General features: G+C 61.0%; 17 protein-coding genes. All 17 read left to right on the top strand.

From position 1 onward, the window contains the following. Positions 1 to 12: 12 nt before the first annotated feature. The 17 genes from rsmH (at position 13) to lpxC (ending at position 20,861) form a co-directional block, all read left to right on the top strand. Positions 13 to 1,038, top strand: a complete 1,026-nt coding sequence (gene rsmH / locus EDE09_RS25605) for a 16S rRNA (cytosine(1402)-N(4))-methyltransferase RsmH (RefSeq protein ID WP_105370072.1) — start codon at positions 13 to 15, stop codon at positions 1,036 to 1,038. A gap of 3 nt (positions 1,039 to 1,041) precedes the next feature. Then, positions 1,042 to 1,509 (top strand): hypothetical protein, encoded by a 468-nt coding sequence (locus tag EDE09_RS25600; RefSeq protein ID WP_105370071.1) that lies wholly within the window; start codon positions 1,042 to 1,044, stop codon positions 1,507 to 1,509. Continuing rightward, entirely contained in the window at positions 1,509 to 3,248 is a 1,740-nt protein-coding gene (locus EDE09_RS25595; RefSeq protein ID WP_132413222.1) for a penicillin-binding protein 2, read from the top strand. Before EDE09_RS25600 ends, EDE09_RS25595 begins: the two co-directional genes overlap by 1 nt. Before the next feature lie 58 nt (positions 3,249 to 3,306). Further along, on the top strand, positions 3,307 to 4,767 hold the full coding sequence (locus tag EDE09_RS25590; protein WP_132413220.1) for a UDP-N-acetylmuramoyl-L-alanyl-D-glutamate--2,6-diaminopimelate ligase: 1,461 nt from the start codon (positions 3,307 to 3,309) through the stop codon (positions 4,765 to 4,767). Next, positions 4,764 to 6,197, top strand: coding sequence for a UDP-N-acetylmuramoylalanyl-D-glutamyl-2,6-diaminopimelate--D-alanyl-D-alanine ligase (locus tag EDE09_RS25585; RefSeq protein WP_112798457.1), 1,434 nt, complete (start codon positions 4,764 to 4,766; stop codon positions 6,195 to 6,197). The genes EDE09_RS25590 and EDE09_RS25585 overlap by 4 nt, the downstream gene beginning before the upstream one ends. Before the next feature lie 28 nt (positions 6,198 to 6,225). Then, complete coding sequence (mraY, locus tag EDE09_RS25580; protein ID WP_105370067.1) at positions 6,226 to 7,329, top strand: phospho-N-acetylmuramoyl-pentapeptide-transferase; 1,104 nt, start codon at positions 6,226 to 6,228, stop codon at positions 7,327 to 7,329. A gap of 6 nt (positions 7,330 to 7,335) precedes the next feature. Then, the gene (murD, locus tag EDE09_RS25575) at positions 7,336 to 8,757 is read left to right on the top strand and encodes a UDP-N-acetylmuramoyl-L-alanine--D-glutamate ligase (RefSeq protein ID WP_132413218.1); all 1,422 of its coding nucleotides are present in this window, start codon (positions 7,336 to 7,338) and stop codon (positions 8,755 to 8,757) included. Between the two features lie 2 nt (positions 8,758 to 8,759). Then, positions 8,760 to 9,914 (top strand): putative lipid II flippase FtsW, encoded by a 1,155-nt coding sequence (ftsW, locus tag EDE09_RS25570; RefSeq protein WP_105370065.1) that lies wholly within the window; start codon positions 8,760 to 8,762, stop codon positions 9,912 to 9,914. Between the two features lie 5 nt (positions 9,915 to 9,919). Continuing rightward, positions 9,920 to 11,044, top strand: coding sequence for an undecaprenyldiphospho-muramoylpentapeptide beta-N-acetylglucosaminyltransferase (gene murG / locus EDE09_RS25565; RefSeq protein ID WP_112798451.1), 1,125 nt, complete (start codon positions 9,920 to 9,922; stop codon positions 11,042 to 11,044). Beyond that, entirely contained in the window at positions 11,041 to 12,456 is a 1,416-nt protein-coding gene (gene murC, locus EDE09_RS25560; RefSeq protein WP_112798449.1) for a UDP-N-acetylmuramate--L-alanine ligase, read from the top strand. The genes murG and murC overlap by 4 nt, the downstream gene beginning before the upstream one ends. Further along, the gene (gene murB / locus EDE09_RS25555; RefSeq protein ID WP_112798447.1) at positions 12,453 to 13,427 is read left to right on the top strand and encodes a UDP-N-acetylmuramate dehydrogenase; all 975 of its coding nucleotides are present in this window, start codon (positions 12,453 to 12,455) and stop codon (positions 13,425 to 13,427) included. Before murC ends, murB begins: the two co-directional genes overlap by 4 nt. 193 nt (positions 13,428 to 13,620) lie before the next feature. Next, positions 13,621 to 14,307 (top strand): aquaporin Z, encoded by a 687-nt coding sequence (gene aqpZ, locus EDE09_RS25550; RefSeq protein ID WP_112798445.1) that lies wholly within the window; start codon positions 13,621 to 13,623, stop codon positions 14,305 to 14,307. Positions 14,308 to 14,598: 291 nt separating this feature from the next. Then, the gene (locus tag EDE09_RS25545; protein ID WP_105370060.1) at positions 14,599 to 15,525 is read left to right on the top strand and encodes a D-alanine--D-alanine ligase; all 927 of its coding nucleotides are present in this window, start codon (positions 14,599 to 14,601) and stop codon (positions 15,523 to 15,525) included. Next, positions 15,522 to 16,445: a cell division protein FtsQ/DivIB gene (locus EDE09_RS25540; RefSeq protein ID WP_205839296.1), complete on the top strand. Its 924-nt coding sequence runs from the start codon at positions 15,522 to 15,524 to the stop codon at positions 16,443 to 16,445. The genes EDE09_RS25545 and EDE09_RS25540 overlap by 4 nt, the downstream gene beginning before the upstream one ends. Further along, the gene (gene ftsA / locus EDE09_RS25535) at positions 16,442 to 17,773 is read left to right on the top strand and encodes a cell division protein FtsA (protein WP_105370058.1); all 1,332 of its coding nucleotides are present in this window, start codon (positions 16,442 to 16,444) and stop codon (positions 17,771 to 17,773) included. The genes EDE09_RS25540 and ftsA overlap by 4 nt, the downstream gene beginning before the upstream one ends. A gap of 87 nt (positions 17,774 to 17,860) precedes the next feature. Further along, positions 17,861 to 19,651 carry a cell division protein FtsZ gene (ftsZ, locus tag EDE09_RS25530; protein WP_132413216.1) on the top strand — a complete coding sequence of 597 codons (1,791 nt, stop codon included), beginning with the start codon at positions 17,861 to 17,863 and terminating at the stop codon, positions 19,649 to 19,651. A 253-nt stretch (positions 19,652 to 19,904) separates the two neighbouring features. Then, a complete protein-coding gene (lpxC, locus tag EDE09_RS25525) occupies positions 19,905 to 20,861 on the top strand; it encodes a UDP-3-O-acyl-N-acetylglucosamine deacetylase (RefSeq protein WP_112798441.1) in 957 nt (318 codons plus the stop codon). Positions 20,862 to 20,947: the final 86 nt, after the last annotated feature.

The raw sequence follows: 20,947 nt of genomic DNA, 5'->3' as shown, positions 1-20,947 counted from the left end.
CAGAGGTGCGGAATGGCGGCGAATTCTGGCAACGGAGAAACCGAGGCCGAAGGCGGACTGGTTCGTCACATTCCAGTCCTTCTTGACGAGGTTGTCGAGGCGCTCGATCCTCAAGCGGGCAAGGTCATCCTCGATGGCACATTCGGGGCGGGTGGATATTCATCCGCCCTGCTTGCTGCCGGTGCGGAAGTGATCGCGCTTGATCGTGATCCGACCGCGATCGCTGCCGGGCAGGCGTTGGCCGAAGCTCATAAAGGGCGTCTTACGCTTATCCATTCGCAATTCTCCAATCTCGCCGACTATGCGCCCGAAGGAGGGTTCGACGGCGTCGTGCTCGATATCGGCGTGTCGTCCATGCAGATCGATGAGGCGGAGCGCGGCTTCTCATTCCAGAGAAACGGCCCGCTCGACATGCGTATGTCGGCAGCGGGCGTGTCTGCTGCTGATGTCGTCAACCGCGCCAAGGTCAGCGATCTTACCCGCATCTTCGGTTTTCTGGGCGAAGAGAAGCAGGCCGGCCGCATTGCGCGGGCCATCGAGAAGCGTCGTGCCTCCGAGCCATTTGCGACCACGCGGGATCTGGCAAACCTCATCGAAAGCGTCAATCCGCGCAAGGCGAAGGACAAGATTCATCCGGCTACCCGCGTCTTCCAGGCGCTGCGCATCTTTGTGAACGATGAACTGGGTGAGCTCGCAACGGCGCTTTTTGCCGCCGAACGCGCTTTGAAACCCGGCGGCCGTCTCGTCGTCGTTACCTTTCATTCGCTCGAAGACCGGATCGTCAAGCAGTACTTTTCCGACCGCTCCGGCAAGGCTTCAGGTTCGCGTCATCTGCCAATGGTCGAAGCGAAGCCCGCCATATTCGAACCGATCGGCAAGTCGATGATCGTCGCGAGCGAAGAGGAGGCGGAAGCCAACCCGCGCGCCCGTTCGGCAAAGCTGCGGGCCGGCATTCGTTCCGTCGCTCCGCCCCGTGCTGCCGATCTTTCCATTTTCGATCTGCCCGACCTCGCCAGCCTTGCAAAGATGGGAGCCTGAAACATGCTGCGTAGCTTCGATCTGGTACTGATCGGCGTCATGACGGCTACCGCGGTCGTCACCTACACGATCAAGCACCGCGCCGACGAGAAGCTTGCCGAGGTCCGCCGGCTGGAGGCGGAAATCAAGTTGGAGAAGGATACGATAGATCTGCTGAAGGCGGACTGGGCGCTGCTGACGCAGCCGAACCGCCTGCACCGACTGATCAATGTCTACAATTCCGAGCTTCAATTGGCTCCAACGGTGCCGACCCAGCTTGCCATGCCGAAGGAGCTGCCGATGTTGAAGGCGCAGCTTCCGCAGCCGGAGACGACGATCGAGGACATCATCGCCGGCAAGAGCAGCGAAGTCGCCGCAGCTCTCAAGGGTGTCGAGGCGGCCAAGGCGAGACCAGCCTCGAAAATCCCCGTACCCACCCCGCGCGGGCGCGGCTCCATCGAAGTTATCTCTACCGGATCGGTGAAACGCTGATGTCTTTCCTGTCCCGCATTATGGTCCTGAAGAGCCGCGCGCATTTTTCCGCAGGCGGCCGCTCACCCGCCCGAGGCGCCTCCTTCGAAGGCACGCGCAAGCGCAAGTCGGCCCAGGCGAAGAACCGGGTCGGCCTGCTGATCGCCGGTTTTACGGTCTTTTACTGCGTCATCGGCGGTCGCCTCGTGCAATATGGCGTTGCGGAACCCCTGACCACATCCAGCATCCTGCCACCCGATCGGCTGATGGCATCGCGCCCAGATCTCGTCGACCGGAACGGCGAGGTTTTGGCAACCGATATCCGCACCGTCTCGCTGTTTGCGGAACCTCACAAGATCGTCGATCCGGACGAGGTCGTCGAAAAACTCTCTACCGTTCTCAACGATCTCGACGTCAAGTCCACATATTCCAAGCTCAAGTCGGATTCCCGATTCCAGTGGCTCCGCCGTCAGTTGACGCCCAAGCAGCAGAGCCAGATTCTTGCACTCGGCATTCCGGGCATCGGATTCCGGCCGGAAAAGCGCCGGTTCTATCCGGGTGGTCCGACAGCTGCGCACGTCGTCGGTCACGTCAATATCGACAACCGCGGCGTGGCGGGAATGGAGCGTTACGTCGACAGCCAGGGATTGGCCGATCTTGCCGCCGTTGGGATGACGTCCAGCCAGCCGCTTGAGCCGGTCAAGCTTTCGGTCGACCTGCGGGTCCAGGCGATCGTGCGGGACGTGGTTGTTTCCGCGATAAAGAAATTTCAGGCAATCGGCGCGGGCGCGGTGGTGATGGACGTCCATACGGGCGAGATCCTCGCCATGGCCTCGGTGCCCGATTACGATCCGAACAATCCGGCAGAAGGAGCCGAAGAAGGCTGGCTCAATCGCATGTCGAACGGAACGTTCGAAATGGGATCGACCTTCAAGTCTTTCACGATTGCCATGGGATTGGATTCGGGCAAAGTGAAGCTGTCGGACAGTTTCGATGCGCGTTTTCCCATCCGCATCGGCGGCTTCACCATCAAGGATTTCCACGGCAAAGGACGCGTGCTGAGCGTTCCCGAGATCTTCCAGTATTCATCCAATATCGGCACCGCCAAGATCGCCGATACGGTGGGCATCGAAGGCCACAAGGACTTCCTGACGAGGATCGGCTTGTTGAACAAGATGAAGACCGAGCTGCCGGAAGTCGCGCAGCCGACCCAACCGCGTCAATGGAAAAAAATCAACTCGATCACCATTTCCTTCGGCCACGGCGTATCCACCACGCCTTTGCAGACGGCCGTCGCGGGAGCGGCTCTCGTCAATGGCGGCAAGCTCATCGAACCTACGTTCCTGCCGCGCACGCGGGAACAGGCCGATCTGGTTGCAACCCAGGTCATGAAGCCTTCCACCAGCAAGGACATGCGCTTCCTGTTCGAATGGAACGGTATCAACGGTTCGGGCAGAAATGCGCGCGTCGAGGGATTCAATGTCGGCGGAAAGACCGGCACCGCCGACAAGGTCGTCAATGGCCGTTATGTCAACGACAAGAACTTCAACGCGTTTCTTTCCGCTTTCCCGATGGACAATCCGCAATATGTGGTGCTGACCTTCATCGACGAGCCAAAAACCGACAAGGGCAACGGTGCAGCAATTGCAGGTACCTCGGCGGCGCCGATGGTCAAGGAGATCATCAGCCGCTCGGCGCCCATTCTCGGTGTAAAGCCGAAATTCGGCAGTGACGGTTCTGCCCTGCTTGTGTCTTATTGAGCGACAACAAATCGACGGGACGATTCGTGGGGAAACGCTCAAGAGGGACATTCAAACGATGAAATTGCGAGACCTCGTCGGACAGGACTTCCCGGAGCTGGCCGAACTCGTGGCCGGCCGGGCAGGTGATCTCGACGTAGCCGGCCTGACCTCCGACAGCCGCAAGGTGAAGCCCGGCATGCTCTTTGCAGCACTTGCGGGCACAAAGGCCGATGGTTCCAGCTATATCGGCGACGCTGCAGCCCGTGGTGCAATTGCCGCTATTGCCGCACAGCCGGCCGATGCCGGCATTCCGGTGCTGACCGTTTCCAACCCCCGCAAGCTTCTGGCGCTTGCGGCGGCGCGGTTTTATGGAGCGCAGCCGGCGACGATGGCGGCGGTGACCGGGACGGCCGGCAAGACTTCCGTCGCTTCCTTTACGCGTCAGATCTGGACCTATGCCGGCTATGCGGCCGCGCAGATCGGCACAACGGGCGTCGTCTCTCCCACCCGCAACGATTATGGATCTTTGACAACGCCGGACCCGGTGGAACTTCAGGAGCTTCTGGCGGAACTCGCTGCCGAAGGCGTCACCCATGCGGCCATGGAGGCGTCCAGCCATGGTCTGGACCAGAGCCGGCTCGACGGGGTTCGTCTGACGGCAGCAGCTTTCACCAATCTTGGCCGCGACCACATGGACTACCATCCGACGGTCGAGAGCTACATGGCTGCAAAGATGCGGCTTTTCGATACGCTGATGCCGAAAGGCGGACCGGCGGTGATCTTCGCGGATGATGCCTGGTCGGAAGAGGCCATTCGTGTCGCGACAGTGTCCGGCCTCAACGTGCGTACCGTCGGTCGGCGTGGCGATTATCTATGCCTCAAACGCGTCGAGCATTTCCGCCACAAGCAGGTGGCGGAAGTACATTTCGGCGATGAGATCTTCGAGGTCCATATTCCGCTTGCAGGTGACTTCCAGGTGGCCAACGCGCTCGTTGCGGCCGGTCTTGCCATGTCGACCGGCGTTTCGGCGTCTGTCGCGATGGCCGCGCTGGAGAAGTTGGTCGGCGCTTCCGGGCGCCTGGAATTTCTCGGGCAGACGAAGGACGGTGCACTGGCCTATGTCGACTATGCCCATAAGCCGGATGCGCTGGAAAATGTGTTGACCTCCGTAAGGCCTTTCACGACCGGGCGCGTGATCGTGGTGTTCGGTTGCGGCGGCGACCGCGACAAGGGCAAGCGGCCGATCATGGGGGACGTGGCGACGCGGCTTGCCGATATTGTTATCGTCACGGACGACAACCCGCGATCCGAGGTGCCGGAGGTTATTCGTGCCGAGATCATGGCTGCGGCTCCTGGTGCGATCGAGATCGGCGATCGCGCTACGGCGATCCGCGAGGCGGTGAAGATGCTGCAGTCGGGCGATACGCTGATTGTTGCCGGGAAGGGGCATGAGGAGGGGCAAACGATCGGGACCACGGTTCTGCCGTTCTCCGACCACGTGGAGGTACGCAAGGCACTGGAGGAGCTGAAACCTTGAGCTTTCTTTGGACTTCTGAGGAAATGGTGGCCGCAATCGGCGGCCGCCCGATCGGTACGTTACCCGCTGGCATTACCGGCATTTCGATCGACAGCCGCTCGATCGGCGAGGGCGAGGCTTTCTTCGCGATCAAAGGCGACCGTGTCGACGGCCACGATTATGCGAGCCTCGCGGTCGCCAACGGCGCGCCGCTCATCGTCGTCAACGAGGCGAAATTGCCGGCGCTCGGCAAGCTGACGGTGCCGATGATCGTGGTGGAAGACGTGCTTGCGGCGCTGGGAAAGCTGGCTCTTGCGTCACGAGAGCGCAGCCGGGCGCGGATCATCGCGGTTACCGGCTCGGTCGGGAAGACGACGACCAAGGAGATGCTGCGCCACGTGCTGACGCCCTCCGGCAAGGTACATGCCGCGGTTGCCTCCTTCAACAATCATTGGGGTGTGCCGTTGACGCTCGCCCGGATGCCGGCGGATGCGGATTTCGGCGTCTTCGAGATCGGCATGAACCATCCGGACGAGATCCGGCCTCTGGTGAAGATGGTGCGTCCGCACGTGGCGATCATCACCACGATTGCTGCGGCTCATCTCGGCCACTTCAAGAACCTCGAGGAAATCGCCGCCGCAAAGGCCGAGATCTTCGAGGGCCTTGAACCCGGCGGGGTCGCAATCCTCAACCGCGACAACAAGCAATTCGATTTTCTTGAAAAGAAGGCACAGGAAGACGGTGTCTCGCGTGTCTGCAGTTTCGGTCAGCACGCCAAGGCGGATTTCCGGCTGGCGGATTTCGAAGGCAATGCCGAAAGCTCCACGGTATGGGCTGTGCTCAACGGCGAAACGTCGGAAATTCAGATCGGCGCGCCAGGACGCCACATTGCCGAAAATGCCATGGCGGCACTTGGAGCCTGCCTGCTCGTCAACGCGGACATGCCCAAGGCCATGGAGGCGCTCGCTGTCCTTAGACCGGTAAAGGGCAGGGGCGAGCGCCACCTGCTCGGCATAGGCGAGGGACATCTGACGCTGATCGACGAAAGCTACAACGCTAACCCCGCTTCCGTGCGGGCGGCGATCGCCTTGCTTGCCTCGGCCACGCCGGAAGTTACCGGCCGGCGCATCGCCGTGCTCGGCGACATGCTCGAGATGGGAGAATTCTCCGCTGCGGTACATGAAGAGCTTGCCGGTCCGCTGCTGGCCGCCGGCATCGAGCACGTCTGGCTCGCAGGCCCCGAGATGGCCGCACTTCGCGATGCTCTGCCTGAGAGTGTCGAGGTGCAATATTATGAGAGAACCGCCGATCTCGCGGACTTCGTCGTGCGTTCGGTGATCCCGGGTGATGTGGTGATGGTGAAATCATCGCTCGGACTTGGCTTCGGCAAGATCGTGGCAGCCCTGCTTGACAACTATCCGGCATTCTCCGACACGGAGCGCCAACTTTAATGAGATGCGGCTTGAGAAAGGGCGCTGAATGCTGATCTGGCTTGTGGAACTGGCGGACCATTTCCAATTTTTCAACCTGTTCCGGTACATCACGTTCCGGACCGGTGCCGCCCTTTTCACGTCGGCCCTGATCGTCTTCCTCTTCGGCCCGCAAATGATCGCTTCGCTGCGCGTTCGGCAGGGCAAGGGGCAGCCGATTCGCGCCGACGGTCCGCAGACTCACTTCAAGAAGGCTGGCACGCCCACGATGGGCGGACTGATGATCCTTGCCGGTATCGTCGGTGGATCGTTGCTTTGGGCCGATCTGTCCAATGTCTACGTCGTCGCGACCTTGCTCGTCACGCTCGGTTTCGGTGCGATCGGCTTCTACGACGACTATCTGAAGGTCACCAAGCAGACGGAAAAGGGATTTTCAGGCAAGGCGAGACTTGGAATCGAGTTTGTCATCGCAGGCATCGCGGTCTTCTTCATGATGCGTATGGCACTGGCGAGCGGCTCGGCGACCAACCCGACTCTCGGCACTTCCATCGCCTTTCCCTTCTTCAAGGATCTGATCATTAATCTTGGTGTCTTTTTCGTGCTGTTCGGCGGGTTCGTGATCGTTGCCGCCGGCAATGCAGTTAACCTCACTGACGGCCTCGACGGTCTCGCGATCGTCCCGGTGATGATCGCCGCGGCTTCGTTCGGCGTGATTGCCTATCTCGCCGGCAATGCCGTCTTCGCGAACTATCTGCAGATCAACTTCGTCCCCGGCACCGGCGAACTTGCCGTCATCCTTGGTGCGGTGATCGGAGCGGGCCTGGGCTTCCTGTGGTTCAACGCGCCGCCTGCGGCAATCTTCATGGGCGACACCGGTTCTTTGGCGCTCGGGGGGCTGATTGGTTCGGTCGCCGTCGCCACCAAGCACGAAATCGTCATGGCGATCATCGGCGGACTGTTCGTGATGGAGACGCTCTCGGTCATCATCCAGGTCGGCTTTTTCAAGATGACCGGCCGCCGCGTCTTCCTGATGGCGCCGATTCATCACCATTTCGAAAAGCTCGGCTGGACGGAAAGCCAGGTTGTGATCCGTTTCTGGATCATCGCCGTCGGTCTTGCCATGCTCGGCCTTTCGACCCTCAAGCTCCGGTGAGGCCAGATGATTCCGGTCACCACCTTTAAGGATAAGCGGGTCGCTCTCTTCGGCCTCGGGGGATCCGGGCTTGCGACCGCAAAGGCGCTGGTTGCCGGTGGCGCGGATGTTACCGCCTGGGACGACAATCCAGACAGTGTCGCGAAGGCTGGCGCCGAAGAGATTGCAACCGCGGACCTTCGCACGATCGACTGGTCGGCGCAGGCTGCATTCGTCCTGTCGCCGGGCGTGCCGCTTACCCATCCGAAGCCGCATTGGAGCGTCGATCTCGCCCATGCCGCCGGCGTCGAGATCATCGGGGATGTAGAGCTTTTCGTTCGCGAACGCCGGGCGCATGCGCCGGATTGCCCGTTCATTGCCATCACCGGCACCAATGGCAAGTCGACGACCACCGCCCTTATCGCCCATATCCTGAAATCGAGCGGCCGCGACGTGCAACTCGGCGGGAACATAGGTACGGCGATCCTGACCCTCGATCCGCCGAAGGCGGAACGCTATTTCGTCGTCGAGTGCTCCTCCTACCAGATCGACCTTGCCCCGACGCTTAATCCGACCGCCGGAATCCTACTCAACCTGACGCCGGACCATCTCGATCGGCACGGCACGATGCAGCATTACGCGGATATCAAGGAGCGGCTGGTAGCCGGCAGCGATACCGCGGTCGTCGGTGTCGACGATTCCTATTGTGCGCTCATCGCCGACCGGGTGGAGCGCGCCGGCGTGAGCGTCAAGCGGATCTCCAAACGCAACGTCGTGGCCGAAGGTTTTTACGCGGAAGGCAGCCGGATCATCGAATCCCATGGAGGCACGACTTCGCTGCTCGCCGATCTCGACGGTATCCAGACGCTCCGAGGCAGCCACAATGCCCAGAACGCCGCGGCCGCGATTGCCGCGTGCCTCGCGGTCGGAATGTCCAGAGACGACATCCGCGCCGGACTGAAATCCTTCCCGGGACTGAAGCACCGCATGCAGCCGATCGGCCAATTGATGAACCGCGCGGGCGGGCAGGTGGTTTTCGTCAATGATTCGAAGGCGACCAATGCGGATGCGGCAGCGCCGGCACTCTCCAGCTACGACCGGATCTACTGGATCGCGGGCGGTCTGCCGAAGGAAGGCGGGATAGTCAGCCTCGCTCCACTCTTTTCCCGTATCGTGAAAACCTATCTGATTGGAGAGGCGGCGCCGGTTTTCGCGGCAACTCTCGGTGAGGCGGTGCCCTACGAGATTTCGGGCACCCTCGAAAGAGCCGTGATCCATGCCGCAGCGGACGCCAGGATCGACCCGGCGCCCTCTGCGGTCATGCTGTCACCTGCTTGCGCCAGCTTCGATCAGTTCAAGAATTTCGAGGTCCGCGGCGATTCCTTCGTCGGCCATGTCGCGGCTCTCGATGGCGTCACGATGTTGGTCGAGACCGGAAAGGGAAGCTGAAGATGGTAAGCCGCGCAGACCGAGGGCCGCTCGCAGACTGGTTCTGGACGATCGACCGTTTCTTCCTGGTCGCCTTCGTGCTGCTGATGGGCATCGGCTTCATGCTCTCCTTCGCGGCCTCGCCGGCGGTTGCCGAGCGAATCGGTCTGAACAGCTTCCACTTCGTTGAGAGGCATGCGCTTTTCCTCCTGCCGTCGTTGGTGGTGATGATCGGCCTGTCCTTCCTGACGCCGAGGCAGGTCCGTCGAACGGCGGTCATCCTGCTTGTCATTTCGCTGGCTATGATGGTGCTGGCGTTGTTCTTCGGTGTCGAGGTCAAGGGATCGCGCCGCTGGATAGGGGTCGGCAGTTTTTCGATACAGCCGTCCGAATTCATGAAGCCGGCTTTCGTCGTCGTCTGCGCCTGGCTGTTTGCCGAGCATGCACGCCAGCCGGAAATCCCCGGTAACCTCTTCGCGATCATCCTTTTCGGCATTGTCGCAGCACTGCTGGTCGCCCAGCCGGACCTTGGACAGACGATCCTGACCAGCGTCGTCTGGGGCGGCATGTTCTTCATGGCCGGCATGCCGTGGCTGTGGATATTCCTGCTCGGCGGCGTCGGGGCGGGAGGCATCGTCGCAGCCTATTACATGCTGCCGCACGTCACCTCCCGTTTCGACAAATTCCTGACGGGCGAGGGCGACCGTTTCCAGATCGAGACCGCGCATGAAGCGATTCTTCAGGGTGGCTGGTTCGGTCAGGGGCCGGGCGAGGGGATCGTCAAGCGGATCCTTCCCGACAGCCATACCGATTTCATCTTCTCCGTCGCGGCCGAGGAATTCGGCATCATCTTCTGTATGACGCTGGTGGCGATCTTTGCCTTCGTCGTGCTGCGCGGCCTGAATCATGCCTTCAAGGAAGGCAACGACTTCAACCGTTTCGCGGTTGCAGGTCTCGTCCTACAGGTCGGCATGCAGTCGATGATCAACATCGGCGTCAATCTCGAACTCATGCCGGCAAAGGGGATGACGCTGCCTTTGATCTCCTATGGCGGCTCTTCGATGATCGCGATCTGCGTCACCGCAGGTTTCATTCTGGCGCTGACGCGGCACCGGCCGGAAAAGCGGGCGCAGGAGCGCAGCCTGTTCCGCGTCACTCAAAGCCTGCCGGCGGAGTAAGATGAATGACCAAAGGCATCATCCTTCTTGCCGCCGGCGGAACCGGCGGCCATGTTTTTCCGGCCGAAGCGCTCGGACATGAGCTCAAGGCACGGGGCTATTCCGTCCACCTCGTCACGGACAGCCGCGCCGAGCGTTTCGCCGGCACCTTTCCGGCAGAAGAGATTCATGTCGTCCCTTCCGCCACGCTGGGCTCGAAAAATCCGGTGGCGCTCGCCCGTACCGGCTGGAGACTCTGGACGGGCCTTCGCGCCGCCCGCCGCCTGATCGGCAGGCTGAAACCGCTCGCCGTCGTGGGCTTTGGAGGATATCCGACCGTGCCGCCGCTGATGGCAGCAACGTCCATGGGCGTGCCCTCGATGATCCACGAGCAGAATGCCGTAATGGGCCGCGCCAACAAGGCATTGGCGGGAAAGGTTCAGGCGATCGCCGGCGGCTTCCTGCCGGAGACCGAAGGTCCCTATGCAGGCAAGACCGTGACGACCGGCAATCCGGTGCGTCCGGCGGTCCTTGCGGCTTCAACCGTTCCCTATGTGGCATCCCGCGGTGCCGATCCGTTCCGTCTCGTCGTCTTTGGCGGGAGCCAGGGCGCGCAGTATTTCTCTTCGGTCGTGCCGACGGCGCTCAGCCTGCTCGATCAGGCCGAGCGCGACCGCCTCACGGTTACCCAACAGGCTCGCCCGGAAGACAAGGATCGTGTGACGTCGTGCTTTGCCAAGCTGAAGGCGCCGGCGGATATTTCCTCCTTCTTTTCGGACATGGCCGAGCGTCTGGCGACGGCGCATCTTGTCATCTGCCGTTCGGGGGCTTCGACGGTGTCGGAAATAGCCGTGATCGGCCGGCCGGCCATTCTGGTGCCTTATCCGCATGCTCTGGATCATGACCAGGCAGCGAATGCGGCGGCATTGGTTGCGACCGGCGGGGCGCAGGTCGTGCCGCAATCTGAACTTTCGCCGGAGAAGCTGGCCGGTCTCGTCTCCGCTGCGATGAAAGAGCCTGAACGCCTCGAAAAGATGGCAGCGGCCGCCAAGTCGGCTGGACGACCCGATGCGGCGATCTTGCTTGCGGACATGGTTGTGGCTATTGCCGAGCGCAGGTCCATCGCAGAATTTAAGGGAGTGCGTACATGAAGATGCCGAAGGCCATCGGGCTCGTCCATTTCATCGGCATCGGCGGCATCGGGATGAGCGGCATCGCTGAAGTGCTGCATAACCTCGGACACAAGGTGCAGGGTTCCGATCAGGCAGATGGTGCCAATGTCCAGCGGCTACGCGACAAGGGCATTCCGGTTTTCGTCGGCCACAGGGAAGAAAATCTTGGCGACGCCGAAGTGGTCGTGGTCTCGACTGCGATCAAAAAGAACAATCCGGAGTTGATGGCTGCGCGTGAAAAATCGCTGCCGATCGTCCGTCGTGCCGAAATGCTCGCCGAACTGATGCGCTTTCGCAATGCGATCGCGATCGGGGGTACGCACGGCAAGACAACCACGACCTCGATGGTCGCGACGCTGCTGGAAGCCGGCGGGCTTGATCCGACCGTCATCAACGGCGGCATCATCAATGCTTACGGCACAAACGCCCGCATGGGCGAGGGCGAGTGGATGGTCGTGGAGGCCGACGAATCGGACGGTACCTTCCTGAAGCTTCCGGCCGATGTGGCAGTGGTCACCAATATCGATCCCGAACACCTCGATCACTACGGCAACTTCGATGCGGTGCGCGCCGCCTTCCGGCAGTTCGTCGAGAACGTCCCCTTTTACGGGTTTGGCGTGCTCTGCCTTGATCACCCCGAAGTGCAGGCGCTGGTCGGCCGGATCGAAGACCGCAAGATCGTCACCTATGGGGAAAACCCGCAGGCCGACGCTCGGTTCTTCAATGTGCGCATGGAAGGTACCAAATCGATCTTCGACGTCGAAATCCGTCGCCGCCGCACCGGTCGGGTATTCAACTTCAAGGAATTGGCGCTGCCCATGCCGGGGCGCCATAACATTTCCAATGCCACGGCTGCGATCGCCGTTGCCAATCGGCTCGGAATCTCAGAGGAAAATATCCGGAAGGGGCTTGCTGCCTTCAGCGGCGTCAAGCGCCGCTTTACGCTGACGGGCACCTGGAACGGCGTGTCCGTCTTTGATGACTACGGGCATCACCCGGTCGAGATCAAGGCGGTTCTGAAGGCGGCTCGGGAAGCGTGCCAGGGGCGCATCATCGCTGTGCATCAGCCCCACCGCTATACGCGTCTGTCCAGCCTGTTCGAGGACTTTGCCACCTGCTTCAACGATGCCGACAGCATCATTCTTGCGCCGGTCTATGCGGCAGGGGAAGAGCCGATCGATGGAGCGAATTCGGAGGCGCTCGTCACCCGGATCCGCTCGGGCGGCCATCGCGATGCTCGCCATATGGAATCGCCGATAGAACTCGCTTCGATTGTATCTGCCATTGCGAAACCGGGTGATTTCGTGGTTCTTCTGGGGGCTGGCAACATCACGCAATGGGCGGCTGCCTTGCCGAAGGAACTGGAAAGCATATCGGGACGACAGGAATGAAACAGGTGAATGGGGAAAAGCTGCTGGCGTCGCTGGGGGATGGCGTCAATCAACTGCGCGGGCGGCTTACGCCCGATGCGCCAATGGATCGTGTTACCTGGTTCCAGGCCGGCGGCTTGGCCGAACTCATGTTCCAGCCCCATGACGTCGACGATCTTGTCAGCTTCCTGAAGCTCCTGCCGGAGGACGTGCCGCTGACAGTGGTCGGAGTCGGCTCGAACCTCCTGGTCCGCGATGGCGGTATACCCGGCGTCGTATTGCGGCTCTCGGCGAAGGGGTTTGGCAGCGTTGACCTTATCGGCGAAAATCGCATCCGGGCCGGTGCGATCTGCCCGGACAAGCATATTGCTGCCATGGCGATGGACAACGGCATCGGAGGCTTTGCCTTCTACTACGGCATTCCCGGATCGATCGGCGGCGCGCTCCGCATGAATGCCGGTGCAAACGGTACCGAGACGGCGGACCGGGTGATCGAGGTCCACGCAGTCGACCGGAAGGGCAACAAGCATGTCTTGTCGAAGGCGGACATGGGATATTCCTATCGCCACTCATCGGCTGCGGCGGACCTGATCTTCACCCATGCGATCTTCGAAGGTTATGCGGAGGATCGGGCCAAGATCCGCGCCGAAATGGATGCGGTTCGCCAGCATCGCGAGACGGTACAGCCGATCAAGGAAAAGACGGGCGGTTCTACCTTCAAGAATCCCGAAGGTCACTCCGCTTGGAAATTGATCGACGAGGCAGGTGGGCGGGGCCTGATGAGCGGCGGTGCGCAGATGTCTTCACTCCACTGCAACTTCATGATCAATATCGGCCATGCTACCGGTTATGATCTCGAGTATCTCGGTGAGACCGTTCGGGCGAGGGTCTTCGAACATTCCGGGATCAAGCTCGAATGGGAAATCAAACGGCTCGGCATCTTTATGCCGGGACGTGAGGTAAAACCGTTCCAGGGCGTAACGACCGAATGATCTGGGCCTTCGGCTGAGGTCGTCAGGCCCACCAATCCCGTGGTACACTTCCAACAGCATCCCCCTGGGAATGGCGGCGCGTTTGAGCATTTTCTCATTCATTGCGCATTCATGAGCAGTGGTCAGATAATCCCCTGGCATTGAGCGAGTCATCACGCTGGCAGGGGCCGGCGGCGCTCTTGGGGGATACAAGATGTTTAAGAAGCTTTTCGCCGAGTTTCTCGGCACGTTCTGGCTGGTGTTCGGCGGATGCGGCAGTGCAGTTCTGGCAGCTGCCTTTCCCGAAGTCGGCATCGGCCTTCTCGGCGTTTCTCTGGCGTTCGGCCTGACGGTCGTAACCATGGCATATGCGGTAGGCAGCGTCTCCGGTGGTCATTTCAACCCGGCGGTATCCATTGGCCTGATGGTTGCAGGCCGGTTCCCCGCCTCCAGCCTGCTTCCATATGCCATCGCGCAGGTGGCCGGCGCGGTTGCAGCGGCCGCCGTGCTTTATCTGGTTGCTTCGGGCAAGGCTGATTTTCAGCTCGGCGGGTTCGCCTCCAACGGTTATGGCGAGCATTCGCCCGGCAGCTATTCCCTCCTTTCGGCGCTGGTGATGGAAGTGGTGATGACGGCCTTCTTCCTGTTCATCATCCTGGGAGCTACCAGCCATCGGTTCCCGGTTGGTTTTGCCCCTCTGGCGATCGGCCTGGCTTTGACCTTGATTCATCTAGTCTCGATTCCTGTCACCAACACTTCGGTCAACCCGGCCCGTTCCACCGGCGCGGCGCTGTTTGTGGGAGACTGGGCGCTCAGCCAGCTCTGGCTCTTCTGGGTAGCGCCGATCCTGGGTGCGGTACTGGGCGCGATTGCCTGGAGGGCTGTCGGAGAAGCTGAATAACCGCGATTCTTCCCGGCCACTAAACAGCCCGCGGGACGGCCTCCGGCGGGCTTTTTTGCATCTAACTGCCGTCGGCTTATTTTTATCTTCTTGATTAGAGAGGCTTGTTAAGATGCTGAAACAAAAGGAACAATAATGGATTTCAACTGGGGCATTAACGAAAGTAAACGGTTTGTTAACCATATTGAGGCACTAATATAGGCATGCCTTGGGTGTGGCGGGAATCGCTGAAGAACAAGGCTGGCGCAAGCGCCGCAACGTAGCGTGAAGTCCTTTTTTCGGGAGTGATTGATGAGTGACAAGCATGTGGCTGTTCTGATGGGAGGTTTTTCCTCGGAGCGGCCTGTCAGCCTGTCCTCGGGCAATGCCTGCGCCGAGGCGCTTCAATCCGAAGGTTATCGCGTCACTCGCGTCGATGTTGGCCGAGATATCGCCGCCGTCCTTTCCGAAATCAAGCCGGACGTGGCCTTTAATGCCTTGCATGGGCCGTTTGGCGAAGATGGTACGATTCAGGGTGTCCTGGAATATCTGGAGATTCCCTACACCCATTCCGGCGTTCTCGCTTCTGCGCTTTCGATGGATAAGCATCAGGCAAAGCATGTCGCCAAGGCGGCCGGGATTCCGGTTGCGGAGGCCAGGGTTATGGATCGGTTCGAGATAGGGGGTGTGCATCCGATTACGCCTCCCTATGTCGTGAAGCCGGTCCGGGAGGGATCGTCCTTCGGTGTCGTGATCGTTCAGGAAAATCAGTCGCATCCGCCGCAGGTGATCGGATCCGCCGAGTGGCGTTACGGGGATCGGGTTCTCGTTGAGCGTTACATTTACGGACGGGAGCTGACGTGCGGCGTTATGGGCGATGTGGCTCTCGGTGTGACCGAGGTCATTCCGACCGGCAATGCTTTCTATGACTATGATGCAAAATACGCTCAAGGTGGTTCAAAGCACGTCATTCCTGCGCAAATTTCACCGAATGTTTACCAAAAGATTCAAACAATAGCGCTTAAGGCGCATCAGGCGATGGGCTGCCGGGGCGTCAGTCGTTCGGACTTCCGCTACGACGACCGTTTCTCCGAGGATGGTGAGGTTATCTGGCTTGAGATCAACACCCAGCCAGGCATGACTCCGACATCGCTGGTGCCTGAAATGGCCGCACATGCCGGCCGATCGTTTGGTGAACTCGTCCGTTGGATGGTGGAGGACGCTTCGTGCTTGCGTTGATCGGCAAAAGAGCGGATGGACCGCAGGGCCGTTCCCAGAGGCTTTACTCCAGTGCGGAGGAGCGGCGTGTGCTGCCGCGGCCGTTGCGTCGGGCCGTACGTTTTTGTGTCAGCCTTGCGACTGGGCGCATCCATATTCCCGAGCACACCGGAACGGTTGCGACTTTCGGCTTCTTCGCCGTGGTCGGTCTCTATGGCATGTCGCTGGGCGGCCATACCCAGACTGTTGCTCAGGCAACCACAGCTGCCGCAGGCTTTGCCATCGAGGACGTGCGTGTCTCCGGCAACGACCAAACCTCGGAAATCGATATCCTCCAGCTTCTTGGCCTTGATGGTACGACCTCGCTCGTCGCTCTCGATGTCGATGCGGCGCGCCGCAAGCTTTCAGAGCTTCCTTGGGTGCGGTATGCGGAGGTCCGTAAGGTCTACCCGAAGACGATCGAGGTTATGCTGAAAGAGCGCGAGGCTTTCGGTATCTGGCAGCATGGTTCCGAGCTTTCGCTGATTGAGAGGAACGGTAGCATCATCGCCCCTTTGCGCGACAACAAGTTCGCTTCGCTTCCGCTCTTTGTCGGACGTGACGCGGAAACCGCTGCTACTTCGTTCGAAGGTGAAATGTCTGCCTGGCCGGAGCTCAGAAGCCGGGTCAAGGCCTATGTTCGTGTCGCCAGCCGCCGTTGGGATCTGCATCTCGACAACGGTGTCGTGCTGAAATTACCGGAAGCCAATGTCGGCAAGGCGCTGGCTGTGCTCGCTCGTCTTGAAAAGGAGCAGGGTGTGCTGGAGCGCGATGTCGCCGCAGTCGATCTGCGTCTGGAAGACCGCACAACCATCCAGTTGACTTCCGGCGCCACGGAGCGCCGCAGGGAGGCCCTGGAGGCGCGGGCAAAGACCCTGAAGAAGCAGGGAGAGCAGTTGTGAGCGTTTTTGGTTCCTCGCACTTTGGGTTGCCGCGCATGAAGCCTCTGTCTTCCAAGCGTTCGCATGTTGTTTCGGTCCTTGATATCGGTTCCACCAAGGTGGTCTGCATGATCGCCCGGCTGACGCCGCGTCAGGAAAGCCAGGTATTGCCGGGCCGCACCCACAATATCGAGATCATCGGCATCGGCCATCAGCGTTCGCGCGGCGTGAAGTCCGGCGTTATCGCTGATCTGGATGCCGCAGAAAGCGTCGTCCGGCTTGCAGTCGATGCTGCCGAGCGCATGGCCGGCCTCACCGTGGATAGCCTCATCGTCAACGTCTCCGCCGGCCGGCTGGCGAGCGACGTCTATACCGCCACAATCGATCTGGGCGGCCAGGAAGTCGAGGCTGCGGACCTCAAGAAGGTTCTGGTTGCGGCCAGCCAGCAGTCGCTGCGTCAGGACCGCGCCATTCTCCACTCCTTGCCGACCGGCTTCTCGCTGGACGGCGAACGGGGCATTCGCGATCCCCTGGCGATGTTCGGCGACGAACTGGGGGTCGACATGCACGTGGTCGCTGCCGAGCGCGCCACCCTCAAGAATCTCGAACTGTGTATCAACCGGGCGCATCTTTCGGTGGAGGGCATTGTCGCCACTCCTTACGCCAGCGGCCTTGCCGCCCTCGTCGATGACGAGGTGGAACTCGGCTGTGCGGCAATCGACATGGGCGGCGGCACCACCACGATCTCCGTCTTCGCCGAAGGCAAGCTCGTTCACACGGACGCAATCAGCCTCGGCGGACATCACGTCACGACCGACCTCGCACGCGGCCTTTCGACCCGGATCGAAGACGCGGAACGCATGAAGGTCGTTCACGGTTCGGCGCTCGCAAACAGCGGTGACGAACGCGACGTGATCTCCGTTCCGCCGATTGGCGAGGACGATCGTGATCAGCCGACCCAGGTGCCGCGTTCCCTCGTCACCCGCATCGTTCGGGCCCGGATCGAAGAGACGTTGGAGCTCATCCGGGATCGCATACAGAAGTCAGGATTCAGCCCGATCGTCGGCAAACGTGTCGTGCTCACCGGCGGAGCCAGCCAGCTGACGGGTCTTTCCGAAACGGCTCGCCGTATCCTGGCGCGCAACGTCCGTATCGGCCGCCCCATGGGCGTCTCGGGTCTGCCGGCGGCAGCCAAGGGGCCGGCTTTTTCGACTGCGGTCGGATTGATGATCTATCCGCAGGTCGCGGACATGGAAACACATGCTTCGCAAAGCGGGCTGATCGCTTCGCTTGGCAGCGGAAACGGCCGGCTGGCCCGCGTCGGCCAATGGCTGAAGGAAAGTTTTTGATACAGCGGTATCTGCCGGCTGCGTCAGAGAAGAGTTGGAATGAATTGGCCGGCGGCGATGCGGCCTGAGAGAGAAGGAACTGGTGCAATGACCATCAAGCTGCAAAAGCCTGACATCACCGAGCTGAAGCCTCGGATTACCGTGTTCGGCGTCGGTGGCGGCGGCGGTAACGCTGTCAACAACATGATCACGGCCGGGCTGGAGGGCGTCGATTTCGTCGTCGCCAACACCGACGCCCAGGCGCTGACCATGACAAAGGCCGAACGGATCATCCAGATGGGTGCCCGGGTTACCGAAGGTCTCGGTGCAGGCTCGCAGCCGGAAGTCGGTCGCGCCGCCGCTGAAGAATGCCTCGACGAGATCGTCGATCATCTGAACGGCACTCATATGTGCTTCGTGACCGCCGGTATGGGCGGCGGCACGGGCACGGGTGCAGCGCCGGTCGTCGCGCAGGCCGCCCGTTCCAAGGGTATCCTGACGGTCGGCGTCGTCACCAAGCCGTTCCATTTCGAAGGCCAGCGCCGCATGCGCCTTGCCGAATCGGGAATTCAGGAACTTCAGAAGTCGGTCGACACGCTGATCGTCATCCCGAACCAGAACCTTTTCCGCATCGCCAACGACAAGACGACCTTCGCGGACGCATTCGCAATGGCCGACCAGGTTCTCTACTCGGGTGTTGCCTGCATCACCGACCTCATGGTCAAGGAAGGCCTCATCAACCTCGATTTCGCTGACGTCCGTTCGGTGATGCGCGAGATGGGCCGCGCGATGATGGGCACCGGCGAAGCCTCGGGTCCCGGCCGCGCCATGCAGGCTGCGGAGGCAGCGATCGCCAACCCGCTCCTCGACGAAACCTCGATGAAGGGCGCACAGGGTCTCTTGATCTCGATCACCGGCGGCCGCGACCTGACGCTCTTCGAAGTGGACGAAGCCGCGACCCGTATTCGCGAGGAAGTCGATCCGGACGCCAATATCATTCTTGGCGCGACGTTCGACGAAGCGCTGGAAGGCCTCATCCGCGTATCGGTCGTTGCGACCGGCATCGATCGCGGTGCGGCGTCCGTCGATATCCGCGCTGCGGAAATGCGCGCCGCCACAAAGCCGATCGTCCGGCCGTCGGCTGCGGTGCCGGCAGCTTCGGTTGCACAGCCGGCTCCCGCTTCGGTCATGCAGGCGGCTCCCGCTCCGACCCCCAAGCCGGCTTTCGATCCGATTGCCGAGACCATCCGCATGGCGGAAGCCGAAATGGAACGTGAGCTCGCAATCGCCGAACCTCAGCGCGTAGCCCCGGCCCCCCAGCCGGCGATGCAGCAGCCGCAGGAAGAATTCCGCCCGCAAAGCCGCATTTTTGGTGCTGCTCCGGTCGAAGCTCCGGCTCCGGTCATCAACCGTCCTGCACCGGCGCCGCAGCCTGCGCCGATGCAGGCCCACGTTCAGCCGCAGGCTCCTCAGATGAGCCAGCCCGCACCGCGCATGGCGCAGCCGCAGCATCACGAGCCGGTTGCTCCGTCGATGTCGCCGATCATGGAGCCTGTACGCATGCCTAAGGTGGAAGATTTTCCGCCGGTGGTGAAGGCGGAGATGGATCGCCGCTCTCAGCCGGTACAGCACGTGCAGGAAGAGCGGGGTCCCATGGGTCTCCTGAAGCGGATCACCAATTCGCTGGGACGCCGTGAGGAAGAAGAGCCGGTCAATGCCGACATGACCGCGCCGGCGCCGGCTCAAGCTTCCCAGCAGCGCCGTCCGCTTTCGCCCGAGGCAAGCCTCTACGCTCCGCGCCGTGGCAATCTCGACGATCACGGCCGGGCTGTTCCGCAGGCTCACCATGAGGAAGATCAGCTGGAAATTCCGGCCTTCCTGCGGCGCCAGTCGAACTAGGGTAACGGCAGTCACCAAACGTGAAGAAGGCCCGGATCACAGATCCGGGCTTTCCTTGTTTTCTCAATCAGGACTTAGAGTTAGCAACGTTACAATTCGAAACGAACAGTGATTTGGAATGTTCCGGATGGCTGCGTATGAAGGATGCTGAAGAGACGCCGAAAAGACCCGCCGATTCAGACGGTCGGCTACAAAAGGCGCTAAGAATTTCGGATCTTCTGATTGTGGATCCGACGAAAAGAAGGCAGCAGGAATGACCATCGGATTGCTCGGTTTCCAGAACACCATTGCCGCTCCGGTGAGCCTCAAGGGTATCGGTGTTCATTCTGGAGCTCCAGTCGGTATTACGTTCCAGCCTGCGGAAGCGGGCACGGGCGTGGTCTTCAGCCGTATTCTCAATGATGGCAGCTCCGTCGAATATCGCGCCGTTTCCTCCCATGTAGGTCCAACGGACCTCTGCACGGTTCTCGGCAGCTCGCCCGCGAAATGGGTTGCCACGATTGAACATGTGATGGCAGCGCTCTACGCGCTCGGTGTCGACAACATCGTCGTCGAAGTCGACGGCGGCGAGATGCCGATCATGGATGGCAGTTCCTTACCGTTCATCGAAGCGATCGAGCAGGTCGGCCTCGTCAATCAGGGCGTCAAGCGGCGTTACATCCGCGTCATAAAGCCGGTGCGGATCGATTCCGGTGCTTCCTGGGCCGAGTTTCGCCCTTATGACGGCACCCGGTTTGAAGTCGAAATTGACTTTTCCTCGCCGCTCATCGGCCGCCAGACCTGGAAGGGCGACCTGACGGCCGCTACCTTCAAGCAGGAGCTTTCACGCGCACGCACCTTCGGCTTCATGCGTGACGTGGAACGGCTCTGGGCGGCTGGTTATGCGCTTGGTTCGTCGCTGGAAAATTCCGTCGTGATCTCCGACGACGATACGATCGTCAATGTCGAGGGCCTGCGTTACGAGGACGAGTTCGTCCGTCACAAGACGCTCGACGCTGTTGGTGATCTGGCGTTGGCCGGTGCCCAGTTTATTGGCTGTTACCGTTCTTATCGAGGCGGTCACAAAATGAATGCCAATGCGCTGAAGGCGTTGATGAGCGATCCGACCGCCTATGAGGTGGTCGAGGCTCCGTCTTCGCGTTCGGCGCGCGTGCGGGCAGGTGAGTTCGTACCGGTCAGCATGCCGGAAATGGCACCCTGGTCCGCCTGATAGAACTCCGATCCAGTCGACTTGGCCGCTTCTTCGGGAGCGGCCTTTTCTTTTGGGAGGATCCCGATGCTGGCATCAATGCCACA

This window comes from Neorhizobium sp. S3-V5DH (assembly GCF_004343065.1).
Taxonomy (GTDB): Bacteria; Pseudomonadota; Alphaproteobacteria; order Rhizobiales; family Rhizobiaceae; genus Neorhizobium; species Neorhizobium huautlense.
This window is presented reverse-complemented; position numbering and strand designations above follow the sequence as displayed.

Excerpts from the sequence above, each read along its gene's own strand:
- rsmH (WP_105370072.1), top strand. The coding sequence starts at position 13 with ATGGCGGCGAATTCTGGCAACGGAGAAACCGAGGCCGAAGGCGGACTG.
- EDE09_RS25600 (WP_105370071.1), top strand. The coding sequence starts at position 1,042 with ATGCTGCGTAGCTTCGATCTGGTACTGATCGGCGTCATGACGGCTACC.
- EDE09_RS25595 (WP_132413222.1), top strand. The coding sequence starts at position 1,509 with ATGTCTTTCCTGTCCCGCATTATGGTCCTGAAGAGCCGCGCGCATTTT.
- EDE09_RS25590 (WP_132413220.1), top strand. The coding sequence starts at position 3,307 with ATGAAATTGCGAGACCTCGTCGGACAGGACTTCCCGGAGCTGGCCGAA.
- mraY (WP_105370067.1), top strand. The coding sequence starts at position 6,226 with ATGCTGATCTGGCTTGTGGAACTGGCGGACCATTTCCAATTTTTCAAC.
- murD (WP_132413218.1), top strand. The coding sequence starts at position 7,336 with ATGATTCCGGTCACCACCTTTAAGGATAAGCGGGTCGCTCTCTTCGGC.
- ftsW (WP_105370065.1), top strand. The coding sequence starts at position 8,760 with ATGGTAAGCCGCGCAGACCGAGGGCCGCTCGCAGACTGGTTCTGGACG.
- murG (WP_112798451.1), top strand. The coding sequence starts at position 9,920 with ATGACCAAAGGCATCATCCTTCTTGCCGCCGGCGGAACCGGCGGCCAT.
- murC (WP_112798449.1), top strand. The coding sequence starts at position 11,041 with ATGAAGATGCCGAAGGCCATCGGGCTCGTCCATTTCATCGGCATCGGC.
- murB (WP_112798447.1), top strand. The coding sequence starts at position 12,453 with ATGAAACAGGTGAATGGGGAAAAGCTGCTGGCGTCGCTGGGGGATGGC.
- aqpZ (WP_112798445.1), top strand. The coding sequence starts at position 13,621 with ATGTTTAAGAAGCTTTTCGCCGAGTTTCTCGGCACGTTCTGGCTGGTG.
- EDE09_RS25545 (WP_105370060.1), top strand. The coding sequence starts at position 14,599 with ATGAGTGACAAGCATGTGGCTGTTCTGATGGGAGGTTTTTCCTCGGAG.
- ftsZ (WP_132413216.1), top strand. The coding sequence starts at position 17,861 with ATGACCATCAAGCTGCAAAAGCCTGACATCACCGAGCTGAAGCCTCGG.
- lpxC (WP_112798441.1), top strand. The coding sequence starts at position 19,905 with ATGACCATCGGATTGCTCGGTTTCCAGAACACCATTGCCGCTCCGGTG.